The organism is Paraburkholderia terrae (genome assembly GCF_002902925.1).
GTDB classification, from domain to species: Bacteria; Pseudomonadota; Gammaproteobacteria; order Burkholderiales; family Burkholderiaceae; genus Paraburkholderia; species Paraburkholderia terrae.
The window spans coordinates 1,003,804-1,026,958 of the sequence record NZ_CP026113.1; the positions used below are offsets into that span (position 1 = coordinate 1,003,804).

The 23,155-nt window shown below is 62.5% G+C and carries 23 protein-coding genes; 10 read left to right on the forward strand and 13 right to left on the reverse strand.

Going from position 1 to position 23,155, the window contains the following annotated elements; genetic code table 11:
• Nucleotides 1-806 precede the first annotated feature (806 nt).
• Together C2L65_RS34340 and C2L65_RS34345 are read right to left on the reverse strand one after the other, a co-directional pair.
• Nucleotides 807-1,013, reverse strand: coding sequence for a YbdD/YjiX family protein (locus C2L65_RS34340; protein WP_042306238.1), 207 nt, complete (start codon nucleotides 1,011-1,013; stop codon nucleotides 807-809).
• A gap of 12 nt (nucleotides 1,014-1,025) precedes the next feature.
• Entirely contained in the window at nucleotides 1,026-3,104 is a 2,079-nt protein-coding gene (locus tag C2L65_RS34345; RefSeq protein ID WP_042306237.1) for a carbon starvation CstA family protein, read from the reverse strand.
• Between the two features lie 205 nt (nucleotides 3,105-3,309).
• On the opposite strand from C2L65_RS34345, the gene C2L65_RS34350 reads away from it, so the two are divergent.
• Together C2L65_RS34350 and C2L65_RS34355 are read left to right on the forward strand one after the other, a co-directional pair.
• Complete coding sequence (locus C2L65_RS34350) at nucleotides 3,310-4,725, forward strand: cache domain-containing protein (protein ID WP_042306236.1); 1,416 nt, start codon at nucleotides 3,310-3,312, stop codon at nucleotides 4,723-4,725.
• Nucleotides 4,722-5,363, forward strand: coding sequence for a response regulator (locus tag C2L65_RS34355; protein WP_007576985.1), 642 nt, complete (start codon nucleotides 4,722-4,724; stop codon nucleotides 5,361-5,363). Before C2L65_RS34350 ends, C2L65_RS34355 begins: the two co-directional genes overlap by 4 nt.
• 31 nt (nucleotides 5,364-5,394) lie before the next feature.
• Here the strand turns inward: C2L65_RS34355 and C2L65_RS34360 are convergent, their stop codons facing one another.
• The 3 genes from C2L65_RS34360 to C2L65_RS34370 form a co-directional block, all read right to left on the reverse strand.
• Nucleotides 5,395-5,736 (reverse strand): zinc ribbon domain-containing protein YjdM, encoded by a 342-nt coding sequence (locus tag C2L65_RS34360; RefSeq protein WP_042306235.1) that lies wholly within the window; start codon nucleotides 5,734-5,736, stop codon nucleotides 5,395-5,397.
• An 82-nt stretch (nucleotides 5,737-5,818) separates the two neighbouring features.
• Entirely contained in the window at nucleotides 5,819-6,487 is a 669-nt protein-coding gene (locus tag C2L65_RS34365) for a Vgb family protein (protein WP_042306234.1), read from the reverse strand.
• A gap of 38 nt (nucleotides 6,488-6,525) precedes the next feature.
• The gene (locus C2L65_RS34370) at nucleotides 6,526-7,746 is read right to left on the reverse strand and encodes a hypothetical protein (protein ID WP_042306233.1); all 1,221 of its coding nucleotides are present in this window, start codon (nucleotides 7,744-7,746) and stop codon (nucleotides 6,526-6,528) included.
• A gap of 108 nt (nucleotides 7,747-7,854) precedes the next feature.
• Between C2L65_RS34370 and C2L65_RS34375 the strand changes: the two genes are divergently transcribed.
• Both C2L65_RS34375 and C2L65_RS34380 read left to right on the forward strand, forming a co-directional pair.
• Entirely contained in the window at nucleotides 7,855-8,619 is a 765-nt protein-coding gene (locus tag C2L65_RS34375) for a DUF899 domain-containing protein (protein WP_042306232.1), read from the forward strand.
• Between the two features lie 29 nt (nucleotides 8,620-8,648).
• A complete protein-coding gene (locus C2L65_RS34380) occupies nucleotides 8,649-9,440 on the forward strand; it encodes a DUF2182 domain-containing protein (protein ID WP_042306263.1) in 792 nt (263 codons plus the stop codon).
• Between the two features lie 42 nt (nucleotides 9,441-9,482).
• On the opposite strand, the gene C2L65_RS34385 is transcribed toward C2L65_RS34380, so the two are convergent.
• From C2L65_RS34385 to C2L65_RS34395, 3 genes are all read right to left on the reverse strand, one after another.
• Nucleotides 9,483-10,253, reverse strand: coding sequence for an SDR family oxidoreductase (locus C2L65_RS34385; RefSeq protein ID WP_042306231.1), 771 nt, complete (start codon nucleotides 10,251-10,253; stop codon nucleotides 9,483-9,485).
• Nucleotides 10,254-10,286: 33 nt separating this feature from the next.
• On the reverse strand, nucleotides 10,287-11,258 hold the full coding sequence (locus C2L65_RS34390; protein WP_042306230.1) for a zinc-binding alcohol dehydrogenase family protein: 972 nt from the start codon (nucleotides 11,256-11,258) through the stop codon (nucleotides 10,287-10,289).
• A gap of 77 nt (nucleotides 11,259-11,335) precedes the next feature.
• Nucleotides 11,336-12,190: an alpha/beta fold hydrolase gene (locus C2L65_RS34395; RefSeq protein WP_042306229.1), complete on the reverse strand. Its 855-nt coding sequence runs from the start codon at nucleotides 12,188-12,190 to the stop codon at nucleotides 11,336-11,338.
• A 194-nt stretch (nucleotides 12,191-12,384) separates the two neighbouring features.
• On the opposite strand from C2L65_RS34395, the gene C2L65_RS34400 reads away from it, so the two are divergent.
• Together C2L65_RS34400 and C2L65_RS34405 are read left to right on the forward strand one after the other, a co-directional pair.
• Nucleotides 12,385-13,017 carry a CGNR zinc finger domain-containing protein gene (locus C2L65_RS34400; RefSeq protein ID WP_042306228.1) on the forward strand — a complete coding sequence of 211 codons (633 nt, stop codon included), beginning with the start codon at nucleotides 12,385-12,387 and terminating at the stop codon, nucleotides 13,015-13,017.
• Nucleotides 13,018-13,059: 42 nt separating this feature from the next.
• Nucleotides 13,060-13,743 (forward strand): haloacid dehalogenase type II, encoded by a 684-nt coding sequence (locus C2L65_RS34405; RefSeq protein WP_042306227.1) that lies wholly within the window; start codon nucleotides 13,060-13,062, stop codon nucleotides 13,741-13,743.
• 113 nt (nucleotides 13,744-13,856) lie between these two features.
• Here C2L65_RS34405 and C2L65_RS34410 read toward each other — a convergent pair whose 3' ends face one another.
• Nucleotides 13,857-14,450, reverse strand: a complete 594-nt coding sequence (locus C2L65_RS34410) for an MlaC/ttg2D family ABC transporter substrate-binding protein (RefSeq protein ID WP_397326868.1) — start codon at nucleotides 14,448-14,450, stop codon at nucleotides 13,857-13,859.
• Between the two features lie 271 nt (nucleotides 14,451-14,721).
• Between C2L65_RS34410 and C2L65_RS34415 the strand changes: the two genes are divergently transcribed.
• The 4 genes from C2L65_RS34415 (at nucleotide 14,722) to C2L65_RS34430 (ending at nucleotide 18,364) form a co-directional block, all read left to right on the forward strand.
• On the forward strand, nucleotides 14,722-15,471 hold the full coding sequence (locus tag C2L65_RS34415) for an electron transfer flavoprotein subunit beta/FixA family protein (protein WP_042306262.1): 750 nt from the start codon (nucleotides 14,722-14,724) through the stop codon (nucleotides 15,469-15,471).
• A gap of 15 nt (nucleotides 15,472-15,486) precedes the next feature.
• The gene (locus C2L65_RS34420; protein WP_042306225.1) at nucleotides 15,487-16,446 is read left to right on the forward strand and encodes an electron transfer flavoprotein subunit alpha/FixB family protein; all 960 of its coding nucleotides are present in this window, start codon (nucleotides 15,487-15,489) and stop codon (nucleotides 16,444-16,446) included.
• 24 nt (nucleotides 16,447-16,470) lie between these two features.
• A complete protein-coding gene (locus C2L65_RS34425) occupies nucleotides 16,471-17,292 on the forward strand; it encodes an HpcH/HpaI aldolase/citrate lyase family protein (RefSeq protein ID WP_042306224.1) in 822 nt (273 codons plus the stop codon).
• 124 nt (nucleotides 17,293-17,416) lie between these two features.
• Nucleotides 17,417-18,364, forward strand: coding sequence for a LysR substrate-binding domain-containing protein (locus tag C2L65_RS34430; RefSeq protein ID WP_042306223.1), 948 nt, complete (start codon nucleotides 17,417-17,419; stop codon nucleotides 18,362-18,364).
• A gap of 13 nt (nucleotides 18,365-18,377) precedes the next feature.
• Here C2L65_RS34430 and C2L65_RS34435 read toward each other — a convergent pair whose 3' ends face one another.
• The 4 genes from C2L65_RS34435 to C2L65_RS34450 all read right to left on the reverse strand — a co-directional run bounded on the left by C2L65_RS34435 (nucleotide 18,378) and on the right by C2L65_RS34450 (nucleotide 23,099).
• The gene (locus tag C2L65_RS34435; protein WP_042306222.1) at nucleotides 18,378-19,772 is read right to left on the reverse strand and encodes an MFS transporter; all 1,395 of its coding nucleotides are present in this window, start codon (nucleotides 19,770-19,772) and stop codon (nucleotides 18,378-18,380) included.
• A 95-nt stretch (nucleotides 19,773-19,867) separates the two neighbouring features.
• The gene (locus tag C2L65_RS34440; RefSeq protein WP_042306221.1) at nucleotides 19,868-21,046 is read right to left on the reverse strand and encodes a CaiB/BaiF CoA transferase family protein; all 1,179 of its coding nucleotides are present in this window, start codon (nucleotides 21,044-21,046) and stop codon (nucleotides 19,868-19,870) included.
• A gap of 14 nt (nucleotides 21,047-21,060) precedes the next feature.
• Complete coding sequence (locus C2L65_RS34445) at nucleotides 21,061-22,224, reverse strand: acyl-CoA dehydrogenase family protein (protein ID WP_042306220.1); 1,164 nt, start codon at nucleotides 22,222-22,224, stop codon at nucleotides 21,061-21,063.
• Between the two features lie 32 nt (nucleotides 22,225-22,256).
• Nucleotides 22,257-23,099, reverse strand: coding sequence for an HTD2 family dehydratase (locus tag C2L65_RS34450; RefSeq protein ID WP_042306219.1), 843 nt, complete (start codon nucleotides 23,097-23,099; stop codon nucleotides 22,257-22,259).
• Nucleotides 23,100-23,155: the final 56 nt, after the last annotated feature.

Here is a 23,155-nt window from a genome sequence, read left to right on the forward strand (position 1 = left end):
CCCGTGTTCTTGTCCACGGGCCCTCAACGTCCCCACGCTTCACACGGCAGTGCCCTGGTTGGTGCTCGTTGCCAACGCTTCGAATGAATGCCTCACCCGCGTCAAATACCCGTACTCAGGCTAGCGGCAGCGAATGGTTTGCGCCGCCCAGGTGGCAAACTGTGTGTAGGTTGTCGCGGCATACAGCTTGGCGTTCTTACAGGGTGGAACGCCTGCGCTATTTGATCCGGAGTGAGGCGTGTGCAGTACTACGGCCGACACACAGTTTGCCACCTGGGCGGCAGTGGAATATCTAGCGCGGCGTGCGGTAACGCGGGTGCGTGAACCGGGTGATGCGCACCGCAAGAGCGCTGGCAACGCACGTGGGTCACGTGGTTGCCGTGTGAAGCGTAAGAACCTTCGGGGGCCCTCAGGCAAATACAAGAACTGGCGGTGTTAGCCGCTTTCTTTTGCCTACTTTTCTTTGCGGCGGCAAAGAAAAGTAGGTGCCGCCCCGCACAGGGGCGACGCGTTAAGCACGAAGGCAAATCGCGGATGCCAGCGCAGAGGCAAGCACACAACAGCAACGCCCGCGCCGCGAAGGCGCCAAGCGAATGCCCGCACAGTGGCGACGCATGAAGCACGAAGGCATAGCGCGGATGCCAGCGCAACCACAAGCAAACCAAACCAGCCGCGCCACGAAGACATAATGCGAATGCCAGCGCAAAGCCCAGAACAACCAAACCGCCCGCGCTGCGAAGCCGCTGCACAGAAGCCATCGCAACAGCCCGCATCCCAACAGCGTCGCAGACGAAAAACCAACCCTTCTAACAACACTTCCCAGCGCCACCGGCATACCTAGCCGCCTGCCGCTCCCGAAAAAACTCCTCATAAGACATAACATCACGATCCGGATGCGTAGCACCCATATGCGCGACATAAGTCTCATAGTCGGGCATCCCGACCATCAACCGCATGGCCTGCCCGAGATATCGCCCGGCATTGACCACATCATCCCGAAGTCCTGAGAACATGGCTCGCTCCGTTTATTGCGTACCGCTTGCTCGCTGCCCGGAAGGCAGAATCTCAAACGGCGTCTCCCGCACAGTCGGCCGATCAGCGCGTCGCGCACGAACCACCGCAAGCACGCCATAAAACACCACACTAACGACCACAAAAATGAACAACCCAGCCAGCGCAGCATCGACATAGTCATTGAACATGATCCGATGCATCTGCTCGATCGACTTGGCGGGCGCGACGATCTTGCCTGCATCGGCAGATGCACCAAGCTTCGCAGCATGCGCCAGAAACCCAACCTTCGGATTCGCGTCGAAAATCTTCTGCCAGCCAGCCGTCATCGTGCAGACCAACAACCAGACGGTCGGCATGAGCGTCACCCACGCAAAGCGCTCACGCTTCATCTTGAACAGCACCACCGTGCCGAGCACCAGCGCAATCCCCGCCAGCATCTGGTTCGAGATACCGAACAGCGGCCACAGCGTATTGATGCCGCCAAGCGGATCGATCACGCCCTGATACAGGAAGTAACCCCACGCAGCGACACACAGCGCAGTAGCGATCAGGTTCGCCGGCAGCGATTCCGTGCGCTTGAGAGCAGGGTGGAACGTGCCCAGCAGATCTTGCAGCATGAAGCGTCCCGCACGCGTGCCCGCATCGACGGCCGTCAGGATGAAGAGCGCTTCGAAAAGAATCGCGAAGTGATACCAGAACGCCATCATCGCCTGGCCACCAATCACCTGATGGAGAATCTGCGCCATGCCCACCGCCAGTGTCGGCGCACCGCCTGCACGCGCGACGATCGTCGTTTCGCCCACAGCCTTCGCGGTTTGCGTCAGCATGTCCGGCGTCAGCATGAAGCCCCATTGCGATACGGTCTGCGCAACCGCATCCGGCGTCGTGCCGAGCACGGCAGCGGGCGCGTTCATCGCGAAGTAAATGCCCGGCTCGATCACGGCAGCCGCCACCAGCGCCATGATCGCAACGAACGATTCCATCAGCATCGCGCCATAACCGATGAAGCGCGCGTTCTTCTCATTGTCGAGCAGCTTCGGCGTCGTGCCCGACGAGATCAGCGCGTGGAAACCCGACACCGCGCCGCAAGCGATCGTGATGAACAGGAACGGGAAGAGATTGCCCGACCACACAGGCCCCGTGCCGTCGACGAACTTCGTCAGCGCAGGCATCTTCAGTTCCGGCGCAACGACGAGAATGCCGATCGCGAGACCGAGAATCGTGCCGATCTTCAGGAACGTCGACAGATAGTCGCGCGGCGCGAGCAGCAGCCACACAGGCAGCACCGATGCGACAAAGCCGTAGCCGATCAGAATCCACGTGAGCTGCGTGCCGCTGAACGTGAACCACGCGGCGAGCGCGGCATTGTCATGCACGCTCTGACCAAACACGATCGATGCCATCAGCAGCACGAAGCCGATCACCGACACTTCGCCGATGCGGCCCGGCCGGATGAAGCGCGTGTAGACGCCCATGAACAGCGCGATAGGGATGGTCGCGGCGACCGTGAACGTGCCCCACGGCGAATTGGTCAGCGCCTTCACGACGATCAGCGCGAGCACGGCAAGGATGATCACCATGATGAGGAACGCGCCGAACAGCGCGATCACGCCGGGCACGGTGCCAAGCTCCATCTTGACGAGATCGCCGAGCGAGCGGCCGTCGCGGCGCGTCGAGATGAACAGCACGATGAAGTCCTGCACGGCGCCGGCAAACACGACGCCCGCGAGAATCCACAGCATGCCGGGCACGTAACCCATCTGCGCGGCGAGCACCGGGCCGACCAGCGGGCCTGCGCCCGCAATCGCCGCAAAGTGATGGCCGAACAGCACGTACTTGTTGGTCGGCACGTAGTCGAGACCGTCGTTGTGCCGCACGGCGGGCGTCATGCGCTGGCCGTCGAGTTGCAAGACGTGATTCGCGATGAAGCGGCTGTAGAAGCGATAAGCGATCAGATAGACGCAGACGGCGGCGATCACGACCCAGAGGGCGCTGACCTTCTCGCCGTGCGCGAGCGCGATGGTGCCGAACGCGAATGCGCCTAGAAGCGCGACCGCTGTCCAGATCAGTAAACTGGATGCCCTGTTCATGGGAGTCTCCATAATTTTGTTTGCATGCCCGTCAGCGCCTGCTGGCGAGACCTCTGCGACGCGCCAGAGGGAGCGCCGCGCATGGTCGAAGATGTGCCATGCTCATGGGCGTGTAGTATTCGTGTTCGTCGTGTGCGCCACAAGCGCACAACTACGTAAGCGCGCTACGTAGAATTACGTAGGCAGTCCGACCGGTTTTCCGCAGATGAAACTCAAGGCAAAGATCTTTCTACTCGCCCTCGTGCCGTTTCTGGCCGCGATCGCGGGCATTGCTCTCGGCGTGCGCCATCAGGCCACCGCGCTCGCGAGCGCGCAGCACGACACAACGCAATCGGCCTACATGGCGAGCAAGGAAATCGAACTGCGCCACTACGTCGATCTCGCGACCAGCGCGATCAAGCCGCTCTACGACGAAGCGGGTGTCAACGCACGCGACGACGCGATCCTGCGCAACCGCGCGCTCGCGATGCTCGAAAAAATGGACTTCGGCCAAGACGGCTACTTCTTCGTCTACGACATGCATGGCCGCTCGCTGATGCATCCGCGCGAGCCGGATCTCGTCGGGCGCGATCTGTGGACCTTGCGTGATCCCGCTGGCTCGCTGACCATCCAGCAGCTCATCAAGGCGGCCGCCGAGGGCGGCGGCTATGTGCGCTATGTGTGGCATCGTCCGTCGACGGGCAAGCTCGCGCCGAAGCTCGGCTATGTCGTGCCGCTGCCGCGCTGGGGCTGGATGCTCGGCACGGGTATCTATCTCGACGACGTCGACACCACACTCGCGCGCATCGACCAGCGCGCATCCTCCGACATCGAGCACACCATGCTATGGATCGGCGCGATCGCGCTCGCGGGACTGTGCGTGATCGCCGTCTGTGCGCTGGTGCTGAATGTCAGCGAATACCGCAGTGCCGACGCGAAGCTCAAGCGCCTCGCGCAGCAGGTGGTCGAATCGCAGGAAAACGAACGGGCGCGGCTGTCGCGCGAACTGCATGACGGCATCAGTCAGATGCTCGTCTCCGTCAAGCTGCTGCTGGAGTCGGCGCTCGCGCGCTTCGAGCTGAGCGAGCCCCGCGTGCAGCCGGCGGAAGCGGCGCTGTCTACTGGCATCGGGCGGCTCGGCGACGCGCTGCGCGAGGTGCGGCGTATCTCGCATGCGCTGCGTCCTTCGATGCTCGACGATCTCGGGCTGGCGGCAGCCCTCGAACAACTGACGCGCGAGTTGAGCACGCAAAGCCATCTGTCGATAGGCTTCACGCAGATCGTTCACGATCATGCCGCGCAACTACCCGACACCGTCAAGACCGCGCTGTTCCGCGTCGCGCAGGAAGCGTTGACGAACATCTTTCGACACGCGCAGGCGACGCAGGCCGCCGTCTCGCTGGAAGTGTCTGCGCGCCGCGTCACGCTGTCGATCAGCGACGACGGCCGCGGCTTCGACGTCGAACGGGTGCAGGCGGACCCAAGCGCGGGCGTTGGCTTGCGCAACATGCGCGAGCGGCTGGAGGCGCTGAACGGCGAGTTGCAGTTCGTGTCGCGGCCGGGCCATACGCTCGTCACGGCGACTGCGCCGCTTTTCGCGCGGGAAGCGCTTCATATCGAAATGCAGGCAGACCCTTCATGAACAGTCCCGCGGGCGCGGCGCGCCTTATCCTCGTCGACGATCATCCCCTCGTGCGCGATGGCTTGCGTGCGCGGCTCGATACCGTGCCGGGTTTCGCCGTGGTCGGCGAAGCAGGTAACGCCGACGAAGCGCTGGCGCTCGCGGCCGCGCACGAGCCGGACCTCGTGCTGATGGACGTCGGCATGCGAGGGATGAACGGCATTGCGCTCGCCGCGCTGTTTCATGAGCGTTTTCCGGGCATCCGCGTGCTGATGCTGTCGATGCACGACAACGTCGAATACGTGACTCAGGCGGTGCGCGCGGGCGCGAGCGGTTACGTGCTGAAGGATTCGCCGGGCGCGGAGATCATTCGCGCGATCGGCGCCGTGCTCGATGGCAAGACTTATTTCAGCGAAGGGCTCAGCGCGCGGCTGATTCATGCGTCGGCGATGCGCGATCCCATCGAACGTCTGACGCCGCGCGAGCGCGATATTCTCGATCAACTCGCCGAAGGGCTGTCGAGCAAGCAGATCGCGCAACGCAACGGTCTTTCAGTGCGCACCGTCGAAACGCATCGGTTGAATCTGAAGCGCAAGCTCGAGATCGAAGGGCAGGCCGAGCTGATCAAGTTTGCGGTGGAGCATCGGCGCACGGGGTGAGGCGGGCAGCAGAGGGCTGTCCGCCCGCCGCTCACACCTTCCTGACGAATTCCGATTTCAGACTCATCGCGCCGAAGCCATCGATCTTGCAATCGATATCATGGTCGCTGTCCACCAGCCGGATGTTTTTTACCTTGGTGCCCATCTTGACCACGCCTGCCGAGCCTTTCAGTTTCAGGTCCTTGATGACCGTGACGGTATCGCCGTCCTGCAAGACGTTTCCGGCCGAATCGCGATAGACCTTTTCGGCTGTTTCGGTCGGCATCACTGACTGCGCCGACCATTCATGCGCACATTCCGGGCAGATATAGACGCCCCCGTCGTCGTACGTGAACTCGGAATTGCATTTCGGACAACGGGGTAGCGTGCTCATAAGTATTCCTTGATGCCTGGCGTCAGCAGTAAAAGCGCGGAAGTATAGCGCTATGTGACGGTCGGCTTTCCTGGAAACTGTGTCAATCGCTCGTCGCGTCAACGGGTGCTTGCGCATCGCTGCGTTTCGGCCTGCGCACAGCACGCAGTGTTCCGCTGTTGCCACCGCCGCAGAAGAACTGTTCAGCACCATCCGATTCGACGCCCGACACACGAACGCCTTCCGGCATATCGAGCATCTCCAGCACTTCACCCGTGCGCGGATCGACGTGCCGCAAATCGCTCTGGTCGCCTTCCCACGTACCGTGCCACAACTCGCCATCCACCCACGTCACGCCCGTCACGAACCGGTTCGATTCGATCGTGCGAAGTATCGCGCCTGTCTGCGGATCGAGTTGATGGATCTTGCGTTCCTGATATTGCCCGACCCACAGCGCGCCTTCCGCCCACGCGAGCCCCGAATTGCTGCCCGCAGGCGCGGGAATCGTCGCAAGCACGCCGCCCGTCTGCGGATCGACCTTGCGAATCTGGTCGCCGGCGATCTGGTACAGGTGTTGTCCGTCGAACGCCGTGCCCGCCGTTGCGGGAACCTCGATAGAACGCACCGTTTTTCCGCTCGATGGATCGAGCGCGTTCACCGCTTCGCCCGAGGCGAACCACACGTGCTGGCCGTCATAGCTGACGCCATGCACGTTGTCGATGCCTGGAAAAGGTCCATATTCACGTACGATTTCAGCAGGTGAGCGTTTCATGCTTGCGTCCTCGTCGGTGAAGTGTCGAGCCTTACATGCTAATCGATTGGCAGCGCGGCGGGGAGTAACAAGACTGTCGCGAAACCCGGCATGGGTGGCATCATCCAGCGGCGCGCGCGGCCCTGACCGAACGACTGCACCTTGGCCGCCGACGCGAGTGTATCGAGCGCGCGCTGCACGGTTCGTTGACTCGCGCCGAGCGCAAGCGCGAGCGCAGAACTGGACCACGATTCGCCGTCCGCCAGCAATGCCAGCAGCGACGCGTGTTCTTCCTCGACGGGCCGCGCCAGCACGACGACTTCGGATGCGAGGCACGGTGTCAGCGCGAAGCCGCGTTTCGTTGCATCGATATCGGCGAGCGCGCCGAGCATCGTGCGCAGTCGTCCGATCTCGACACGCAGGCGCGCGCGATGCGTTTCGTCCGCGTGCTTCATGCGGAATGCGCGCTCGATCAGCGTGTCGCGTGGCACGTCGTTAGGCCAGGCTTCGGCGAGCATTCGCGCAAGCGTGAACAGAACGGGGCGCGTGGCGAGCGGCACGACGTGGTCTCCGTCGCGCACGGCGTAACGGCAAGCGTCGATGACGAGCGCTTTAGATGCCATCAATGCTTCGACATCTTCGAGCAGCAGAAGCCGTTCGTCGCCGCCTGCGATCAGACGCGCGGCGGGCGTAACCAGCAAGCGCGCTGCGCTTTCCACTTCCGCCGCGAGACCGGGAATGCCGGCGTGGCGCGCGGCGCGCTCGGCTCTCGCCAGCGCTGCGCGCGCGGTCTTCGTGCGCAGACGCCGCATCGCGATGCCCGCGACGATCAGCTCGTGCGCGGCGCTCGATGCAGGCGGAAAGGGTGCGGCATCCAAACCGTCGAGCAGACGTTCGGCCTCGTCGAGATGCCCGATCAGCAGCAGACGGCGCACCTGAAGATTGCGCGCGTGCGCGGCGTTCAGACGGTCGTCATGCGCTTCGAGCGTCTGACGTGCGGCTTCGAGCGATTTCGCAGGCCAGCCGAGATCGCGCGACGCGAGTGCAATCTCCGCTTCGGCGACGATGCATCGCGCTCGGGCAACGGCTTCCCTCGGACCGAACGCGCGCGCCGCGCTGCGAATCAGCGCCTTCGCGCGCGCGAGGTCGCCGAGTTGCGCCATCGCGATGCCGCGCAGCGCGAGCGCGGGCGCGTCGTCGCGCAACGCGACGCGGTTCAGCGCGCCGAGGGGATTACCCGCGGCGAGCGCGCGCGCGGCGGCTGCGAGGGTTGCGTCCATCTGAATCACGCCACACTTGTCACTCCCGTCCATTGGATGTCCCGCACTAATCTAGCACGACACGTTTCATCGACAGCACGCATTGGACATTCAACGGAGGGACGAACGATGAGCAAGCATACGGTCGCCACACGCGACGCATGGCTGAAAGCACGCCTCGAATTGCTGGAAGCGGAGAAGGCATTGACGCGGCGCAGCGACGAACTTGCGAGGCAGCGTGAGGCGCTGCCGTGGGTGAAGATCGACAAGCCGTACCGTTTCGAAACGGACGAAGGCAGCGCGACCTTGCCGGATCTATTCAGGGGACGCTCGCAACTGATCGTCTATCACTTCATGTTCGGTCCCGACTACACGGCGGGCTGCCCGTCGTGCTCGGCGATCGCGGATGGCTTCGACGGCGTCGCCGTGCATCTCGCGAATCACGATGTGACGCTGATGGCCGTGTCGCGCGCGCCGCTCGCGAAGTTGCAGGCTTACAAGGAGCGGATGGGATGGAAGTTTCCGTGGGCATCGGCGGACGGTAGCGATTTCAACTTCGATTTCAGCGTGTCGTTCACGGAAGCGCAGCAGCGCACGGGCGACATCGAGTACAACTTCGAGCGGGCGGGGCATGCAATGGATATGACGCCCGCGCCGGAACCCGTCGTGCGGTTCGCGGCCAGTTGCGGCACCGACGTGCCTACATATTCGCGCGACCGGCCGGGCATCAGCACCTTCGTGTACGAGGACGGCGTCGTGTATCACGCGTATTCGACCTACGCGCGCGGTGTGGATGGACTGTGGGGCATGTATCAGTGGCTCGACCGCGCGCCGAAAGGGCGTAACGAGCAGGGCATCTGGTGGCGGCGTCACGACGAGTACGAACGGCGTTGAGGTGGATCGTGGATTTCGCTGGCGTTTTCGTGCGAACGGACACCTTGAAGGCCGTGGCGAATCCGCGTGCGTCGCGGCGCGCGTTCTTCGGAGTTGCGGCGCTGATCTTCGTGGCTTCGGCCGCGCTGACGGTTATCGGGTGCATGTCGATGTCGTCGATGAGCGAACTGCCGATGCCGGGCGGCTGGTCGCTGTCGATGACATGGGCGCCGATGTGCGGACAGAAATGGCCACGCGTCGCGGCGACATTCATCGGCATGTGGATCGTGATGATGGTCGCGATGATGATGCCGTCGCTCGCACCCGTGCTGTGGCGCTATCACGAAGCCATCGGCAAAACGGGCGTGATGCGTGCGCGTTGGATGACTGCGCTGGCGGGCGTTGGCTACTTCTTCGTGTGGGCTGTTCTCGGCGTGATCGTGTTTGTGCTGGGCGTCGCATTGATGACGCTCGCGTTGCGAGTGCCGTCGCTGGCTCGCGCGATGCCCGTCACGGCGGGCTGTGTCGTGCTGCTCGCAGGCATCGCGCAGTTCAGCGCATGGAAGTCGCGTTATATGGCGTGCAGCCGCATGCTGACGGCGACGCGCAGCGCAAGCGAAGCATGGAAACAAGGCACACGTCTCGGCGTGCATTGCATCTTGTGCTGCGCGGGACTGACGTCGGTGCTTCTCGTCAACGGCATGATGGATCTGCGCGCAATGGCATTCGTGACGCTGGCGATCACGGCTGAACGTCTCGCACCGTTTCCCGATCGCATTGCGCAAGCGATTGGCGTTGTCATTGTCATTAGAGGCTTATGGATGCTCTTGCAAGCATCTTGACGAACGGCCGGCAAGCGAACCCTTCACCCGCCGGCCGCGACCTCAAATCGATTTCACTTCTCCGCCATCCATGCGCAGCGACGATCCCGTCATCCAGTGCGCGCCCGGCGACACGATGAACGCTATCAGTTCGGCAATTTCCTCGGGCTCGCCGTACCGCGCAATCCCTGCTTCCTTGGGAAACTTCGCCGTCGCTTCTTCGACAGTCATGTTGTGCAACGGCGCCCAATGTTCCAGATACGACTGGCGACGCCCCGTCATCACCGGGCCGGGCAGCACGCTGTTGACCTGAACGCCGTCTTCGATGCCTCGATCCGAGAACGCCTTCGCTAACGCGACGATCGCCGCGTTGATCGTGCCGACGGCCGCATACGGCGCCTTCGGAAAAAGCGCGGAGTTGCCCGACATCAGCACCACCGACCCCGACGCTGCCTTCAACGCAGGCCACGCTGCAATCGTCAGACGCCGCGCGCCGTGCAGTTTCAATGCAAGCCCGTGCTCCCATTGTTCGTCCGTCATATCGAACACGTCGATTTGCGGCACCGCGCCTGCAATGTTGAGCAACGCGTCGATCCGTCCGAACGACGCGAGCGCCTGATTGACGACTTCCTGCGCGGCATTCGGCAGCGACAGGTCGACGTCGATCGCGAGCGCCTTCGCGCCCGCATCGATCACAGCCTGCGCCGTTTCGTCCAGGTTCTCGCGATTGCGCGCGACCAGCACCAGCGCGCCGAAGTCCTTCGCCAGTCTGATTGCCGTCGAACGGCCGATCCCCTGGCTCGCGCCCGTGACGATCGCTACTTTGCTTGACATGTCTGTTCTCCTGGTTGGATGGGTCAACAGGTTTTAGTGGACGACGACCATCTTGCCACCCGCTTCATTCGCTTCCATGACACGGTGCGCTTCATGGATCTGATCGAACGAGAACACGCGCGACGGCTTGGCCTTGAGGCGGCCGGCAGCGACATCGGCGGCGATGGCTTGCAGCGGCACATCGGACAGCGGAAAGCCCGGCGTGCCGAACACGAAGCTGCCGAAGAACGTCAGGTACACGCCGCTCGCCATTTGCAGCAACGGATTGAAATCCCCGATCGGCGCGAGGCCGCCCAACCACCCGGCGAGACACGCGCGGCCGCCACGGCGCAGCATCGCGAGCGAATCGAGAATCACGCTGTTGCCGACCAGATCGAGCACGGCGTCGATCTGCTTCGCTTCTGCGATGCGCTTCGACAGATCGGGGCCTTCCAGTTCGACGCGTTCGGCACCGAGTGCTTTGAGCATGTCGAAGCGCGCCGCACTGCGCGTCGTCGCGATCACCTTCGCGCCCGCATTCACCGCGAGATTCACGGCGGCCTGTCCAAACGAAGAAGTCGCGCCGCGAATCACAACGGTTTGCCCCGCCTTGAGTTCGAGGTTGCGGAACAGGCATGTCCACGCCGTCGCGTAGGTTTCGGGGATTGCCGCGAGTTCGGCCCACGGCAGATCGGATTCGATCAGCGCGACGTTCGAAACGGGTGCCCGCGTGTATTGCGCGTAGCTGCCGTTGATCGTGCGCCCGAGGCCGCCCATCAGCGCGGCGACTTTCGCGCCGACGGGAAATTCGCCGCCGGGACACGACTTCACGATGCCCACGCATTCGATACCGCTCACCTTCGCCGCTTCGGCCCATTCGCCGCGCCGCATATGCATTTCGGCGTGGTTGATGCCGAACGCCTTGATTTCGATGACGACGTGACCTTCCAGCGGTTCCGGTTCCGGCAGTTCTGTATAGACGAGGCTGTCGATACCGCCGAACTTTTCGAGCACGATTGCACGCATGAGGATTCTCCTAAGGGGGATGGCGCGTCGGTCGACGCAGTGTGTAATCGGGCGAACCAGCGGTTCGCCCATAGGTTTCAGCGAGTCAGAAAGCCGGAGATGGCGGCGGCGATGTCAGCCGCGTGTGTTTCGAGCGCGAAGTGGCCCGTATCGAAGAAACGCACGTCCGCATTCGGCAGATCGCGCTTGAACGCTTCGGCGCCGGGCGGCAGGAAGAACGGATCGTTCTTGCCCCACACCGCGAGGAACGGCGGCTGGTGCGTGCGGAAGTACTGCTGGAACGCCGGGTACAGCGCGACGTTGCTTTGATAGTCGCCGAACAGGTCGAGTTGAATCTCGTGCGCGCCCGGACGATTCATGTAGTAGTCGTCGAGCGAATAGCCGTCGGGCGAAACCTGCGTCGCGTCGCTCACGCCGTGCGTGTATTGCCAGATCGTCGTGTCGCGGGTCAGCATGGCCCGCAGCGCGTCGCGGTTCGCTTGCGTCGGCTCCTTCCAGTACGCCTGAATCGGATTCCAGCCTTCGCTCAGTCCTTCCACATACGCATTGCCGTTCTGCGAAATGATCCCCGTGATGCGCTCGGGGTGCTTCAGCGCGAGCCGGAAACCCGTCGGCGCGCCGTAATCGAAAACGTAGACGGCGTAGCGGTCGAAGCCGACCACTTCCGTGAACCGGTCGATCACATTGGCGAGGTTATCGAACGTGTAGGCGAATTGGCCGCGCTCCGGCATGTCCGACTGGCCGAAGCCCGGCAAATCCGGCGCGACGATATGAAACCGGTCCGCGAGCAGCGGAATCAGGTCGCGGAACATATGGCTGGAACTCGGAAAGCCGTGCAGCAGTAGCAGCTTCGGCGCGCCGGCGCGGCCTGCTTCCCGATAGAACACGTTGAAACCGTCAACGTCGGCGCGGCGATGGGCAATCGTGGACATGGCGTTTCTCTCCGTAAAGATAAATTTCACTCGACTCAATCAACGCGACTTGTGCCGCGCCTTGCTTCAGAATCGCGCAATCTCTTGTAACCGTTCAGCGCATGTTTTATAGGTTACTAAGTGACGATGTAACTTGTCAAGTGCTTTTTTAGTGGTTACGATGGAGTCATCGTCACCTTACATTTGTCATAGCAATGGACTACCGCCAGATACCGGCCATGTTCTTGGCCGACGCGCCGGGGCTCGATTTCCTGAATTCGATTGCGACGCCCGTCGACGTCCCCGTCGACTGGATCAGCGACGGCGAAGGGCTGCTGCGTTGGCTCGAACAGGCCGGCATGGTGCCGCCCGAAGCGCTCGCGTCGATCCGCTCACGCGCGACGCCCGCCGAACTCGACGAGATCGCGGCGAAGGCGCGCGAACTGCGCGAGTGGTTTCGGGGCTACGTGAAAAAGAGGAAAGGGCATGCGCTCGCGGCGACCGATCTGCGCGAACTCAAACCCGTGAACGCGTTACTCGAGCGCGACGAGCAGCATGGCGAGATCGTCGCGAACGGTTCGGACGCGCCGACCGCGTTTTCGTTTCGCACGGTGCGGCGCTGGGAGTCGGCGGAGTCGTTGCTGATGCCGATCGCCGAGGCGCTGGCGAAACTCGTCTGCGAAGAGGATTTCACGCAGGTGAAAGCGTGCGAAGGCCCGGCATGCACGCTGCTGTTCGCCGATCACACGCGAGGCCATGCGCGCAGGTGGTGCAGCATGGCCGTCTGCGGCAATCGGGCGAAGGTGGCCGCGCATCGGGCGCGGCTCAAGGAGAAGAGTCGGGAGTAAAGCACGTGCAGTGCTTCATATTTTTCTGGAGGAGAACGCGGTATGAATCACATCAAGGCCATTGCATTCGACCTGTACGGCACGCTGTTCGACGTGCATTCGGTTGCCGTCCAGTGCGACGAGCAGTTCCCTGGACGCGGCCAGGAAATCAGCAACGTATGGCGGCAGAAGCAACTCGAATACACGTGGCTGCGCAGCCTGATGAACCGCTATATCCCGTTCGAGCACGTGACGGAAGAAGCGTTGCGCTTCACGATCCGGCATCTTGGGCTGGAGCTTGACGAACGTGCGTGCCGTTCGCTGTCGGATGCGTATCTGCGTTTGCAGGCTTATCCGGAAGTGCCCGATGCGCTGCGCGCGTTGCGGGATCGCGGACTGAAGCTCGCGATCCTGTCGAACGGCTCGCCGCATTCGATCGACGCCGTCGTGACTAATGCAGGGCTTCGGAACAGCTTCGACCATCTGCTGAGCGTCGATCCCGTGCGCGTCTACAAGCCGGACAATCGCGCTTACGAACTCGCGGAACAGACGTTTGGCGTCGGCCGAAGGGAAATTCTGTTCGTGTCGTCGAATGCGTGGGATGCGACGGGCGCGCGCTACTTCGGTTTTCCGACCTGCTGGATCAACCGTGGCGGCAAGACGTTCGAGGAAATGGGACAGCGGCCGGACTGGGAAGTGAACGGTCTGGATCGTCTGGTGACGGTGTTCGCTTCGGCCGCTGGCTGAAAGCGCGCGATTGGCGTCTGTCAGCCACGCGCGCGTCGTGCTGTGTTTCCAGCGTCACGATGCGCGCGCGGGCGCTACGCAGACCTTCGATTCATCACTTCAGATAACGCCGCTTACTGCGGCTTGCCCGACGCGAGTTGCTGGTTGCGGTCCGTCAAAAACCGCAGCAGTCCATCGATGCCGCTTTGCTGGATCGTTTCACCGAACTGCTGCCGGTACGTCTGCACGAGCCATGCGCCCATCACGTTGAGGTCATAGACGCGCCAGCCTTGCGGCGTCTTGCGCAAACGGTAATCGATCTCGACGGGCTGCGCGTTGGTAGAGGCGATCGTGCGCACGACGGCGTCGGTGTCCGTCGGCGCGACACGCATCGGCGGATAGTCGATCTTCTGATCCGGCTTGAGCTGCGCGAGCGCGCCCGAATACAGATGGATCAGCAGCATCTTGAACTGTTGCACCAGCTGTTGCTGCTGCGCGGGCGTGGCCGTCCGCCAGTAGCGGGCCAAGGCAAGCTGCGTCGTATGTTCGAAGTCGATATAAGGCAGGATGTCCCGGTTCACGATGTTCATGATGCGCGGGATATCCGATGGGTCGATCGCCTGCGTATGGACTTCGTCGAGCACCTGCTGCGTCACTGACTTGATCAGTATCTGCGGATCGGAGCTATCGACGGTCTGCGCCGATACCGTGTTGCCGAAGGCAAACATCGTGAAGAACAGGACGGCAACAAAAAATCGCGATCTGATGTGGGCAATGTTCATGATGTAAATGCGTTGTCTAACAACACCGGCGAGGGGTTTCGCCGTGGCCACAGCTATTGTAGGGGCGTTGCAAAAAATCGGCAGCGAGGGTGTCCGTCATCGTTGAAACCTATGACGGGCAGAGCAATCTGGTATTTGCGTTGGGGCAGGGCAGGCTTTCAAATAGAGGCTGCTAACGAAGCTCAGGCTCGTGATTCTTCTATAAGTGGAGACGCCCGTGAAAGTGCTGGTCCCTGTTAAACGAGTGGTTGACTACAACGTGAAGGTCCGCGTGAAGTCGGATAACACGGGAGTCGATATTTCGAATGTGAAGATGTCGATGAATCCGTTCGATGAAATCGCTGTTGAAGAGGCGGTGCGGTTGAAGGAGGCGGGTGTTGTCAGCGAGGTTATCGCTGTGTCTTGCGGTGTCGCGCAGTGTCAGGAAACGCTGCGCACGGCACTGGCGATCGGCGCGGATCGCGCTGTGTTGATCGAGTCGAATGAGGAACTTCAACCGCTGGCTGTCGCGAAGTTACTCAAGGCGCTGGTTGACAAGGAACAGCCGCAACTGGTGATTCTCGGCAAGCAGGCGATCGACGACGACTCCAATCAGACTGGGCAAATGCTCGCTGCTCTGGCGGGGCTGCCGCAAGCGACGTTTGCATCGAAAGTTGTGGTGGCGGATGGCAAGGTGACGGTGTCGCGCGAAGTGGATGGCGGCGCGGAAACGTTGTCGCTCACGTTGCCCGCAGTCATCACGACGGATCTGCGCCTGAACGAGCCGCGCTATGTGACGCTGCCGAACATCATGAAGGCGAAGAAGAAACCGCTCGAGATCGTGAAGCCCGAAGACCTGGGCGTCGATGTCACGCCGCGTCTGAAGACGCTGAAAGTCAGCGAGCCGCCAAAGCGCTCGGCTGGTGTGAAGGTGGCTGATGTGTCTGCACTGGTCGAGAAGCTCAAGACCGAAGCCAAAGTTCTCTGAAGTACAGGAAAGAACATGACGATTCTGGTAATTGCTGAACACGACGCCCCGAAGGAAGCCCCCTTGGGGGGCAACGCGGCGCTGAAGGCAGCGACGCTCAATACGGTTGCTGCTGCACAGAAGATTGGGGGCGACATTCATTTGCTGGTGGCGGGTCACAACGCGCAAGGCGCGGCCGATGCCGCTGCGAAGGTGGCGGGCGTGTCGAAGGTGTTGCTCGCCGATGCGCCGCAACTGGCAGCAGGCCTCGCGGAAAACGTCGAGGCGACGGTGCTGAACATCGCGAAAAATTACTCGCACATCCTCGCGCCGGCGACGGCCTACGGCAAGAACATCGCGCCGCGCATCGCTGCAAAGCTCGACGTCGCGCAGATCAGCGAGATTACGGCTGTGGTGAGCGCCGATACATTCGAGCGCCCGATCTACGCTGGCAACGCCATCGCCACGGTTCAATCGCACGATTCGATCAAGGTCATTACGGTGCGCGCAACGGGTTTCGACGCCGTTGCAGCAGAAGGCGGCGATGCATCCATCGAGAAGATCGACGCAGCGCCTGACGCAGGCATCTCGCAGTTCGTGAGCCGTGAAGTGACAAAGCTCGATCGGCCGGAACTGACGTCAGCGAACGTCATTGTGTCGGGCGGTCGTGGTCTTGGCAGTGGCGGGAATTACACGCAAGTGCTGGAGCCGTTGGCCGACAAACTCGGCGCAGCAATGGGCGCATCGCGCGCAGCCGTCGATGCTGGCTATGTGCCGAACGACTATCAGGTCGGTCAAACCGGCAAGATCGTCGCGCCGCAGTTGTACATCGCGGTCGGCATCTCTGGCGCGATCCAGCATCTGGCGGGCATGAAAGACTCGAAGGTCATCGTCGCGATCAACAAGGACGAAGAAGCGCCGATTTTCAGCGTCGCGGATTATGGCCTCGTCGGCGATCTGTTCAACGTTGTGCCAGAACTAACGGGCGCGCTGTGACGAACATACTTGTCAGGAGTCGAGATGTCACAGCCTGTTGATCGCCAGCATCGCTCGTTTCTGTTCGTTCCGGGCACGCGTCCGGAGCGCTTCGAGAAGGCGCTAAGCAGCGGCGCGGACGCCGTCATCGTCGATCTCGAAGATGCCGTCGCACCCGACGACAAGGACCGCGCCAGACAGGCCGTAGCCGCGTGGCTCTCGCCGGAGCGCCCGGTGTTGATCCGCGTGAACGCCGTCGGCACGCCGTGGTTCGAGCAGGACGCCGCGCTGGGCAAGCTGCGCGGGGTCGCGGGCATCGTCTTGCCGAAAGCGGAGCGCGCAGCCGATGTCACGACGCTCGTTTCGCGGACCCGAAGCACGATGCCCGTCTTCCCATTGATCGAAAGCGCGAAGGGCATGTGGAACGTGCTCGAAGTCGCGAAGGCGCCTTTCGTGCATCAACTGATGTTCGGCACACTCGACTTTTGCGCCGACATGGGCATGGCCTCCGATGGCGAGGAACTGGATACGTTTCGCGCGAAGCTCGTGATGATTTCGCGCGTCGCAGAGATACGGCCGCCCATCGACGGCGTGACGCCCGCCATCGACGATACGCAACTGCTCGAAGCCGAAACGACAAAAGCAAAGCGCTGGGGATTCGCGGGCAAGCTCTGCATTCATCCCAAACAGGTTTCGACGATCAACGAGTGCTTCGCGCCTGGCGAGGCGGAAATAGCGTGGGCGAAGAAAGTGCTCGACGCGTTCGAGCGCGCGAACGGCGCAGCCGTGGCGGTGGACGGGAAGATGGTCGATCGGCCCGTTGTCATTCGTGCGCAAGGCATTCTCGACGCAAGCCGCGGTGTATAGAGCAGGCATCGCAAGTCCATCGAGCAAGCGGCAGTATAAAATGGGCTCCCAGCCCAGGCGCCCCAACACGTAACGACAAACCGAACGGCGCTCATCACACAACTGCTCACACCTTCAACCGCTCATGGACGTTCGCCAGCTCCGTTACTTTGTCAGCATCGTCGATTACGGCAGTCTTGGCAAAGCGGCGGAAAAGCTCTTTGTCGCGCAGCCTTCACTGAGTCAGCAGATGGCGCGCCTCGAAGAAGAACTCGGCGTGTCGCTGCTGTTGCGCAGCAATCATGGCGTGACGCCGACGGCTGAAGGCGATGCGCTCTATCGTCATGCGCGGCTCGTGCTTCGGCAGATGGAACAGCTCAAACAGGAAGTGACGAAGGGCGCGGGCAGCGAGTCGGGAACGGTGGCAGTCGGCTTGCCGACGACTATGGCATCGGTGCTCGCCGTGCCGCTCTTCGAGCGGATTCAGGACCGCTATCCGGGCATCCGTCTGCAGTTCTTCGAAAGCATGAGCGGCTATCTCAACGAGTTGCTTGCGAACGGCAGACTGGACCTCGCGATCCTGTTTCGCGAGTCCGATACGCCTGGAATATCCGCGTTGCCCGTGCTCGACGAGACGCTCTATCTGCTCGGCGAACCAGGCGGCGCGGTCTCGCCGCGTTCAACTACCTGTCCGCTCGCGAAGCTCGCGGGCGTCAAGCTGGTTGCGCCGGGTGTGTCGAATGGCTTGCGCCTTCTGATCGAGCGGACCTTTTCGAGCGAGAAGGTCGAGCTGAACATCATCGCCGATATCGATTCCTTGCCGTCGATGCTGCTGATCGCACATTCGGGTCGGGCCTGCACGATTCTGCCGTCATCGGCGCTCGCGCAACTCGACCAAACTCGCATGCCGAAGATGCGCAAGATCGTCGATCCCGTCATTCGCCGTCCTGCCAGCATCTGCTGGCCGAACGGCGTGCCGATGCATTCGGCGACGGTGGCCGTGCGGCAAACGCTCATCGAGTTGATTGCGGAGCAGGTCGAATGCGAAACATGGCAGGGCGTGACGCTGCGCAAGCAAACCACGCCCGGTTGATTTCGATCCGCGCCTAAGCGTGTTCCGCCGCGTGCGCCGCGTCGCGGTTATCGGCGGCAGACGCGGCGTCGCTGGTTCCCGGCGCGACATCTTCGAGCGCATGCCGGCTCGTCTCGACGCGAAGAATGCAGATTGCGACGCACAGCACGGCAAAGATCACGCTCACCATCGCAATGACACCGGACACGCCGACACGCTGATACAGCAGCAGCGCCAGATACGGCGTCGCAATCGACGCGGCGCGTCCGCATGTTCCCGCGACGCCCGTGCCGCGCAGGCGCACTTCCGTCGGAAACAGTTCGGGAATGTAGCCGAACAGCCCGAGCGTGGTGATCGTATAGATCGTCGTGACGAGACAGAAGCCGACGATGATGATGTGCGCAGGCTCGCGCAACGTCACGTAGATCCACCCCAACACGATGCTGACCAGCGCGGCGAGCACGATGCCTTTCGCGCGGCCGATCCGGTCCGCGATCAGATAACCGACCAGGCCGCCGACGGGCGAGCCGATCGACATCAACATCACGAAGCCGAGCGACTTGACGATCGACAGGCCTTCGCTGACGAAGAAGGTCGGCAGCCACGCGATGAAACCGTATAGCCCGATGTTGACGGCAATCGCGGTGAGCGCCGCGACGCAGGTGCGCCCGCGCATGCCCGGCGCGAACAGCGCGCTCAACGGCACCGCGCCGACGTTCAGGTTGATTACGCGTTGCACGGGCGGCAACGTACCGACGCGCGCTTCGACTTCACGCTCAATTGCGGCGAGCGTCGCTTCCGCTTCGTCGAGCTGGCCCGTCGATTCGAGCCAGCGCGGTGATTCGGGCATCCGGTGACGCAGGAACCACACGATCAACGCGCCGATACCCGCAATCGCGAACATATAGCGCCAGCCGAGGTTCGGGATGATCCAGTAGCCCGCCGCGAGTGCCGCGAACAGCCCGCTGTTGATGATGATCGCGAGCAGGGATACCCACTTGCCGCGCGTCGCAGGCGGCACGAACTCGGCGAGCGTGCCCGCCGCGACCACCAACTCGGCGCCGAGCCCCACGCCCATGATGAAGCGCAGCACGATCAGCCATTCGATGTTCGGCGCGAAGCACGCGGCAATCGAGGCCACCCCGAAGATGCCGAGATTCAACTGATACGAATAACGTCGTCCGAGCCGATCACCGATATGACCCGCCGCATACGCGCCGATCATCATGCCGACGAAGGTCGCCGAGACGAACATCGCGCCATGCTGGAGATCGGTGAAACCTTCCTTCACCATGGCTGCGACCGAGCCGTTGGCGAGATAGATATCGAACGCGTCGAGAAACGCGCCACCGGCGATCAGGCCGAGTATCTTCCAGTGGAAGCGGCAAATGGGCAGACGGTCGAGCCGACCGGCGGCGTTGACGGACATGGTTGTGTCTCCTGGTTGGGTTGCCTCGCCACATGCAGGGAGAGGGCAAGGCGGGGCGCGATTGTTTTGAAGTGATTGCCCGATTCGTAAAACAGCTAGACGGCATGGGATGCGCGCAGCGCGTCCACCTCCGCTGCACTGAAACCCAGTTCACGCAAGATCGCGTCGGTATGCGCGCCGAGCGCGGGAACGGCGTCCATGCGAGGCTCGTCTTCGGCGGTCATGCCGGGCGGATAGAGCGCGGGGATCGCGCCCGCAGCCGTCTGCACATGCGTCCAGCGTTGCCGGGCCTGCAACTGTTCATGGTTCCAGACATCGTGCATGTCGTTCATCCGCGCGTTCGCGATGCTGGCCTTCTCCAGACGCTCGATCACCTGCGCCGCCGTCCACGCCGAAAACGCGTCGACGATGACGCGCGTAAGTTCCTCGCGATGCTTCGCGCGGCCGCTGTTCGACGCGAAGCGCTCATCCGTGAGCAGTTCCGGGCGCTCGATCACCGTGTCGCAAAAGTTCTTCCATTCGCGCTCGTTTTGCAGGCCGAGCATCACGGTTTTGTCGTCGCCGGCGACGAACGGACCATACGGAAAGATCGTTGCGTGAGACGCGCCCGCCTGGCGCGGCGGCGTCTGTCCATCGATCGAGTAGTAAAGCGGGTAGCTCATCCACTCGACCATGCTTTCGAGCATCGATACATCGATATGCTTGCCGCGTCCCGTCTGCGCCCGTTCGAGCAGCGCGGCGAGGATGTTTGTATAGCCATACATGCCCGCCGCAATGTCCGCGATCGAGCAGCCCGCTTTCGCGGGCTCGCCTTCTGAACCCGTGATGCTCAGAAATCCCGATTCGCTCTGGATCAGCAGGTCATAGGCTTTCTTGTCGCGAAAGGGACCATCCAGTCCATAACCCGAGATATCGCAGACAATCAGCTTCGGATACCTCACGCTCAGCGTCGCGTAGTCGAAACCGAGGCGCTGCGTCGCGCCGGGCGCGAGGTTCTGCACGAACACGTCGGCATCGGCGAGAAGCTTGTGTACGATGTCGAGCGCTTGCGGCTGCTTGACGTCGAGCGTAATGCTTTCCTTCGAGCGGTTGGTCCACACGAAATGCGACGCGAGTCCCGACACGCGCTCGTCGTAGCCGCGCGCGAAGTCGCCCGCGCCGGGGCGCTCGATCTTGATGACACGCGCGCCGAGATCGGCGAGTTGACGGGTGCAGAAGGGCGCGGCGATCGCGTGTTCGAACGTGACGACCTTGATGCCTTGAAGCGGACGCATGATCGGACTCGCTCTCAGAAGGAACGCGGCAGACCGAGGATGTGCTCGGCGACGTACGACAGGATCAGGTTCGTCGAGATGGGCGCGACCTGATAGAGACGCGTCTCGCGGAACTTGCGCTCGATGTCGTATTCAGCGGCGAAGCCGAAGCCGCCATGAAACTGCAGGCAGGCGTTGGCCGCTTCCCAGGAAGCATCGGCGGCGAGCAGCTTTGCCATGTTGGCCTGCGCGCCGCACGGCTCGTGTGCGTCGAAGCGGCGCGCGGCCTCGAAGCGCATCAGGTTCGCCGCTTCGATGTTGACGTACGAGCGCGCAATCGGAAACTGCACACCCTGGTTCTGGCCAATCGGACGGCCGAACACGACGCGGTCTTTCACGTACTGCGAGACCTTGTCGATGAACCAGTAGCCATCGCCGATGCATTCGGCTGCGATCAGCGTGCGCTCGGCGTTCAGTCCATCGAGGATGTACTTGAAGCCCATGCCTTCTTCGCCGATCAGGTTGTCAGCGGGGATTTCAAGGTTGTCGAAGAACAGTTCATTGGTCTCGTGATTGACCATGTTCGGAATCGGACGAACCGTCATGCCGTGGCCGATCGCATCGCGCAGATCGACGAGGAAAATCGACATGCCTTCGCTTTTCTTCGTCACGTCGGCAAGCGGCGTGGTGCGGGCGAGCAGGATCATCAGGTCGGAATGCTGGACGCGCGAGATCCACACCTTCTGTCCGTTGACGACGTAGCGGTCGCCCTTGCGCACGGCCGTCGTCTTGATCTTCGTCGTGTCGGTGCCCGTCGTCGGCTCGGTGACGCCCATCGATTGCAGGCGCAGCTCGCCGCTCGCGATCTTCGGCAGATACAGCCGTTTCTGTTCCGCCGAGCCGTGGCGCAGCAGCGTGCCCATGTTGTACATCTGCCCGTGGCACGCGCCCGAGTTGCCGCCCGAGCGGTTGATCTCTTCCATGATGACGGACGCTTCCGTCAGCCCCAGGCCCGAGCCGCCATATTCTTGCGGGATCAGCGCGGCGAGCCAGCCTGCTTTGGTGAGCGCGTCGACGAAGGCTTCGGGATAGCCGCGCTCTTCATCGACCTTGCGAAAGTACTCGGCCGGGAATTGCTGGCAGAGGTCGCGAACGGCTTCGCGGATGTCCTGAAACGGATCGGTGACGGTATGGATCATGGTCAATTCTTCTGCAGTTGCGGATTGCGGGATCAGGCGAGCGTCGCGCGCGCCGTCATGGTCAGCCAGCCTTCGTGGTCCTTCGACCACAGTTCGACCGTCTTGCCGTCTGCCGACGGCTGGCCACACAGATGAAGGGCGTTGCCCATGAAGCTCGGACGCATCGCCTTGTACGAGAATTCGAGCACCTTCGCGTCGGGGCTCTGCCTGCGCAGCAGATCCATCAGCAGCGTGGCGATCAACGGTCCATGCACGACGAGATTCGGATAGCCTTCCACCTGCGTCGCGTAAGGCTTGTCGTAGTGGATACGGTGCCCGTTGAAGGTCAGCGCCGAGTAGCGGAACATCAGCACTTCATCGGGGACGATCTGCCGGTGCCATTGCGCGGCATCGGGCGCGGCGGTCGGTGCGGGAGCGGGCGCGCCAGGCGCGGCCGGTTCGCGGTAGACGATGTCCTGTTCTTCGTCGATGGCGAACGTGCCTTCGCAATAGATGCGGTGGTGTACGGTGACGAAGCCGAGCTTGCCGGTGCGGCCTTGCTTCTCGCTGACGTTCAGGATCGACGATTCGCGCGTGATCGCGCTGCCGACCGTCACGGGCGCGTGAAAGCGCAGGCGGCCGCCTGCCCACATGCGGCGCGGCAAGCCGAGGTCGGGAAGAAAGCCGCCTTTACGCGGATGGCCGTCTTCGCCGATCTGCGCCTGCGCGATGGTCGGGCGGAAGAAGATCCAGTGCCAGAGAAGCGGAAGGGCGTCGCCGGGAAGCGGCGGCGCGTCGTAGTCGAGCGTGGCGCCCAGCGCGACAGCCGAGGTGGGCACGACGATGTCGGCGGCGATTACGGTTTGCGCATCGGATGCGGCGGACTGCTCGGTCATGCCTGTCTCCGTCGCCGGCAGTTGCCAGCGCGTTTGTTCTCGGGTTTGTTCCCGAT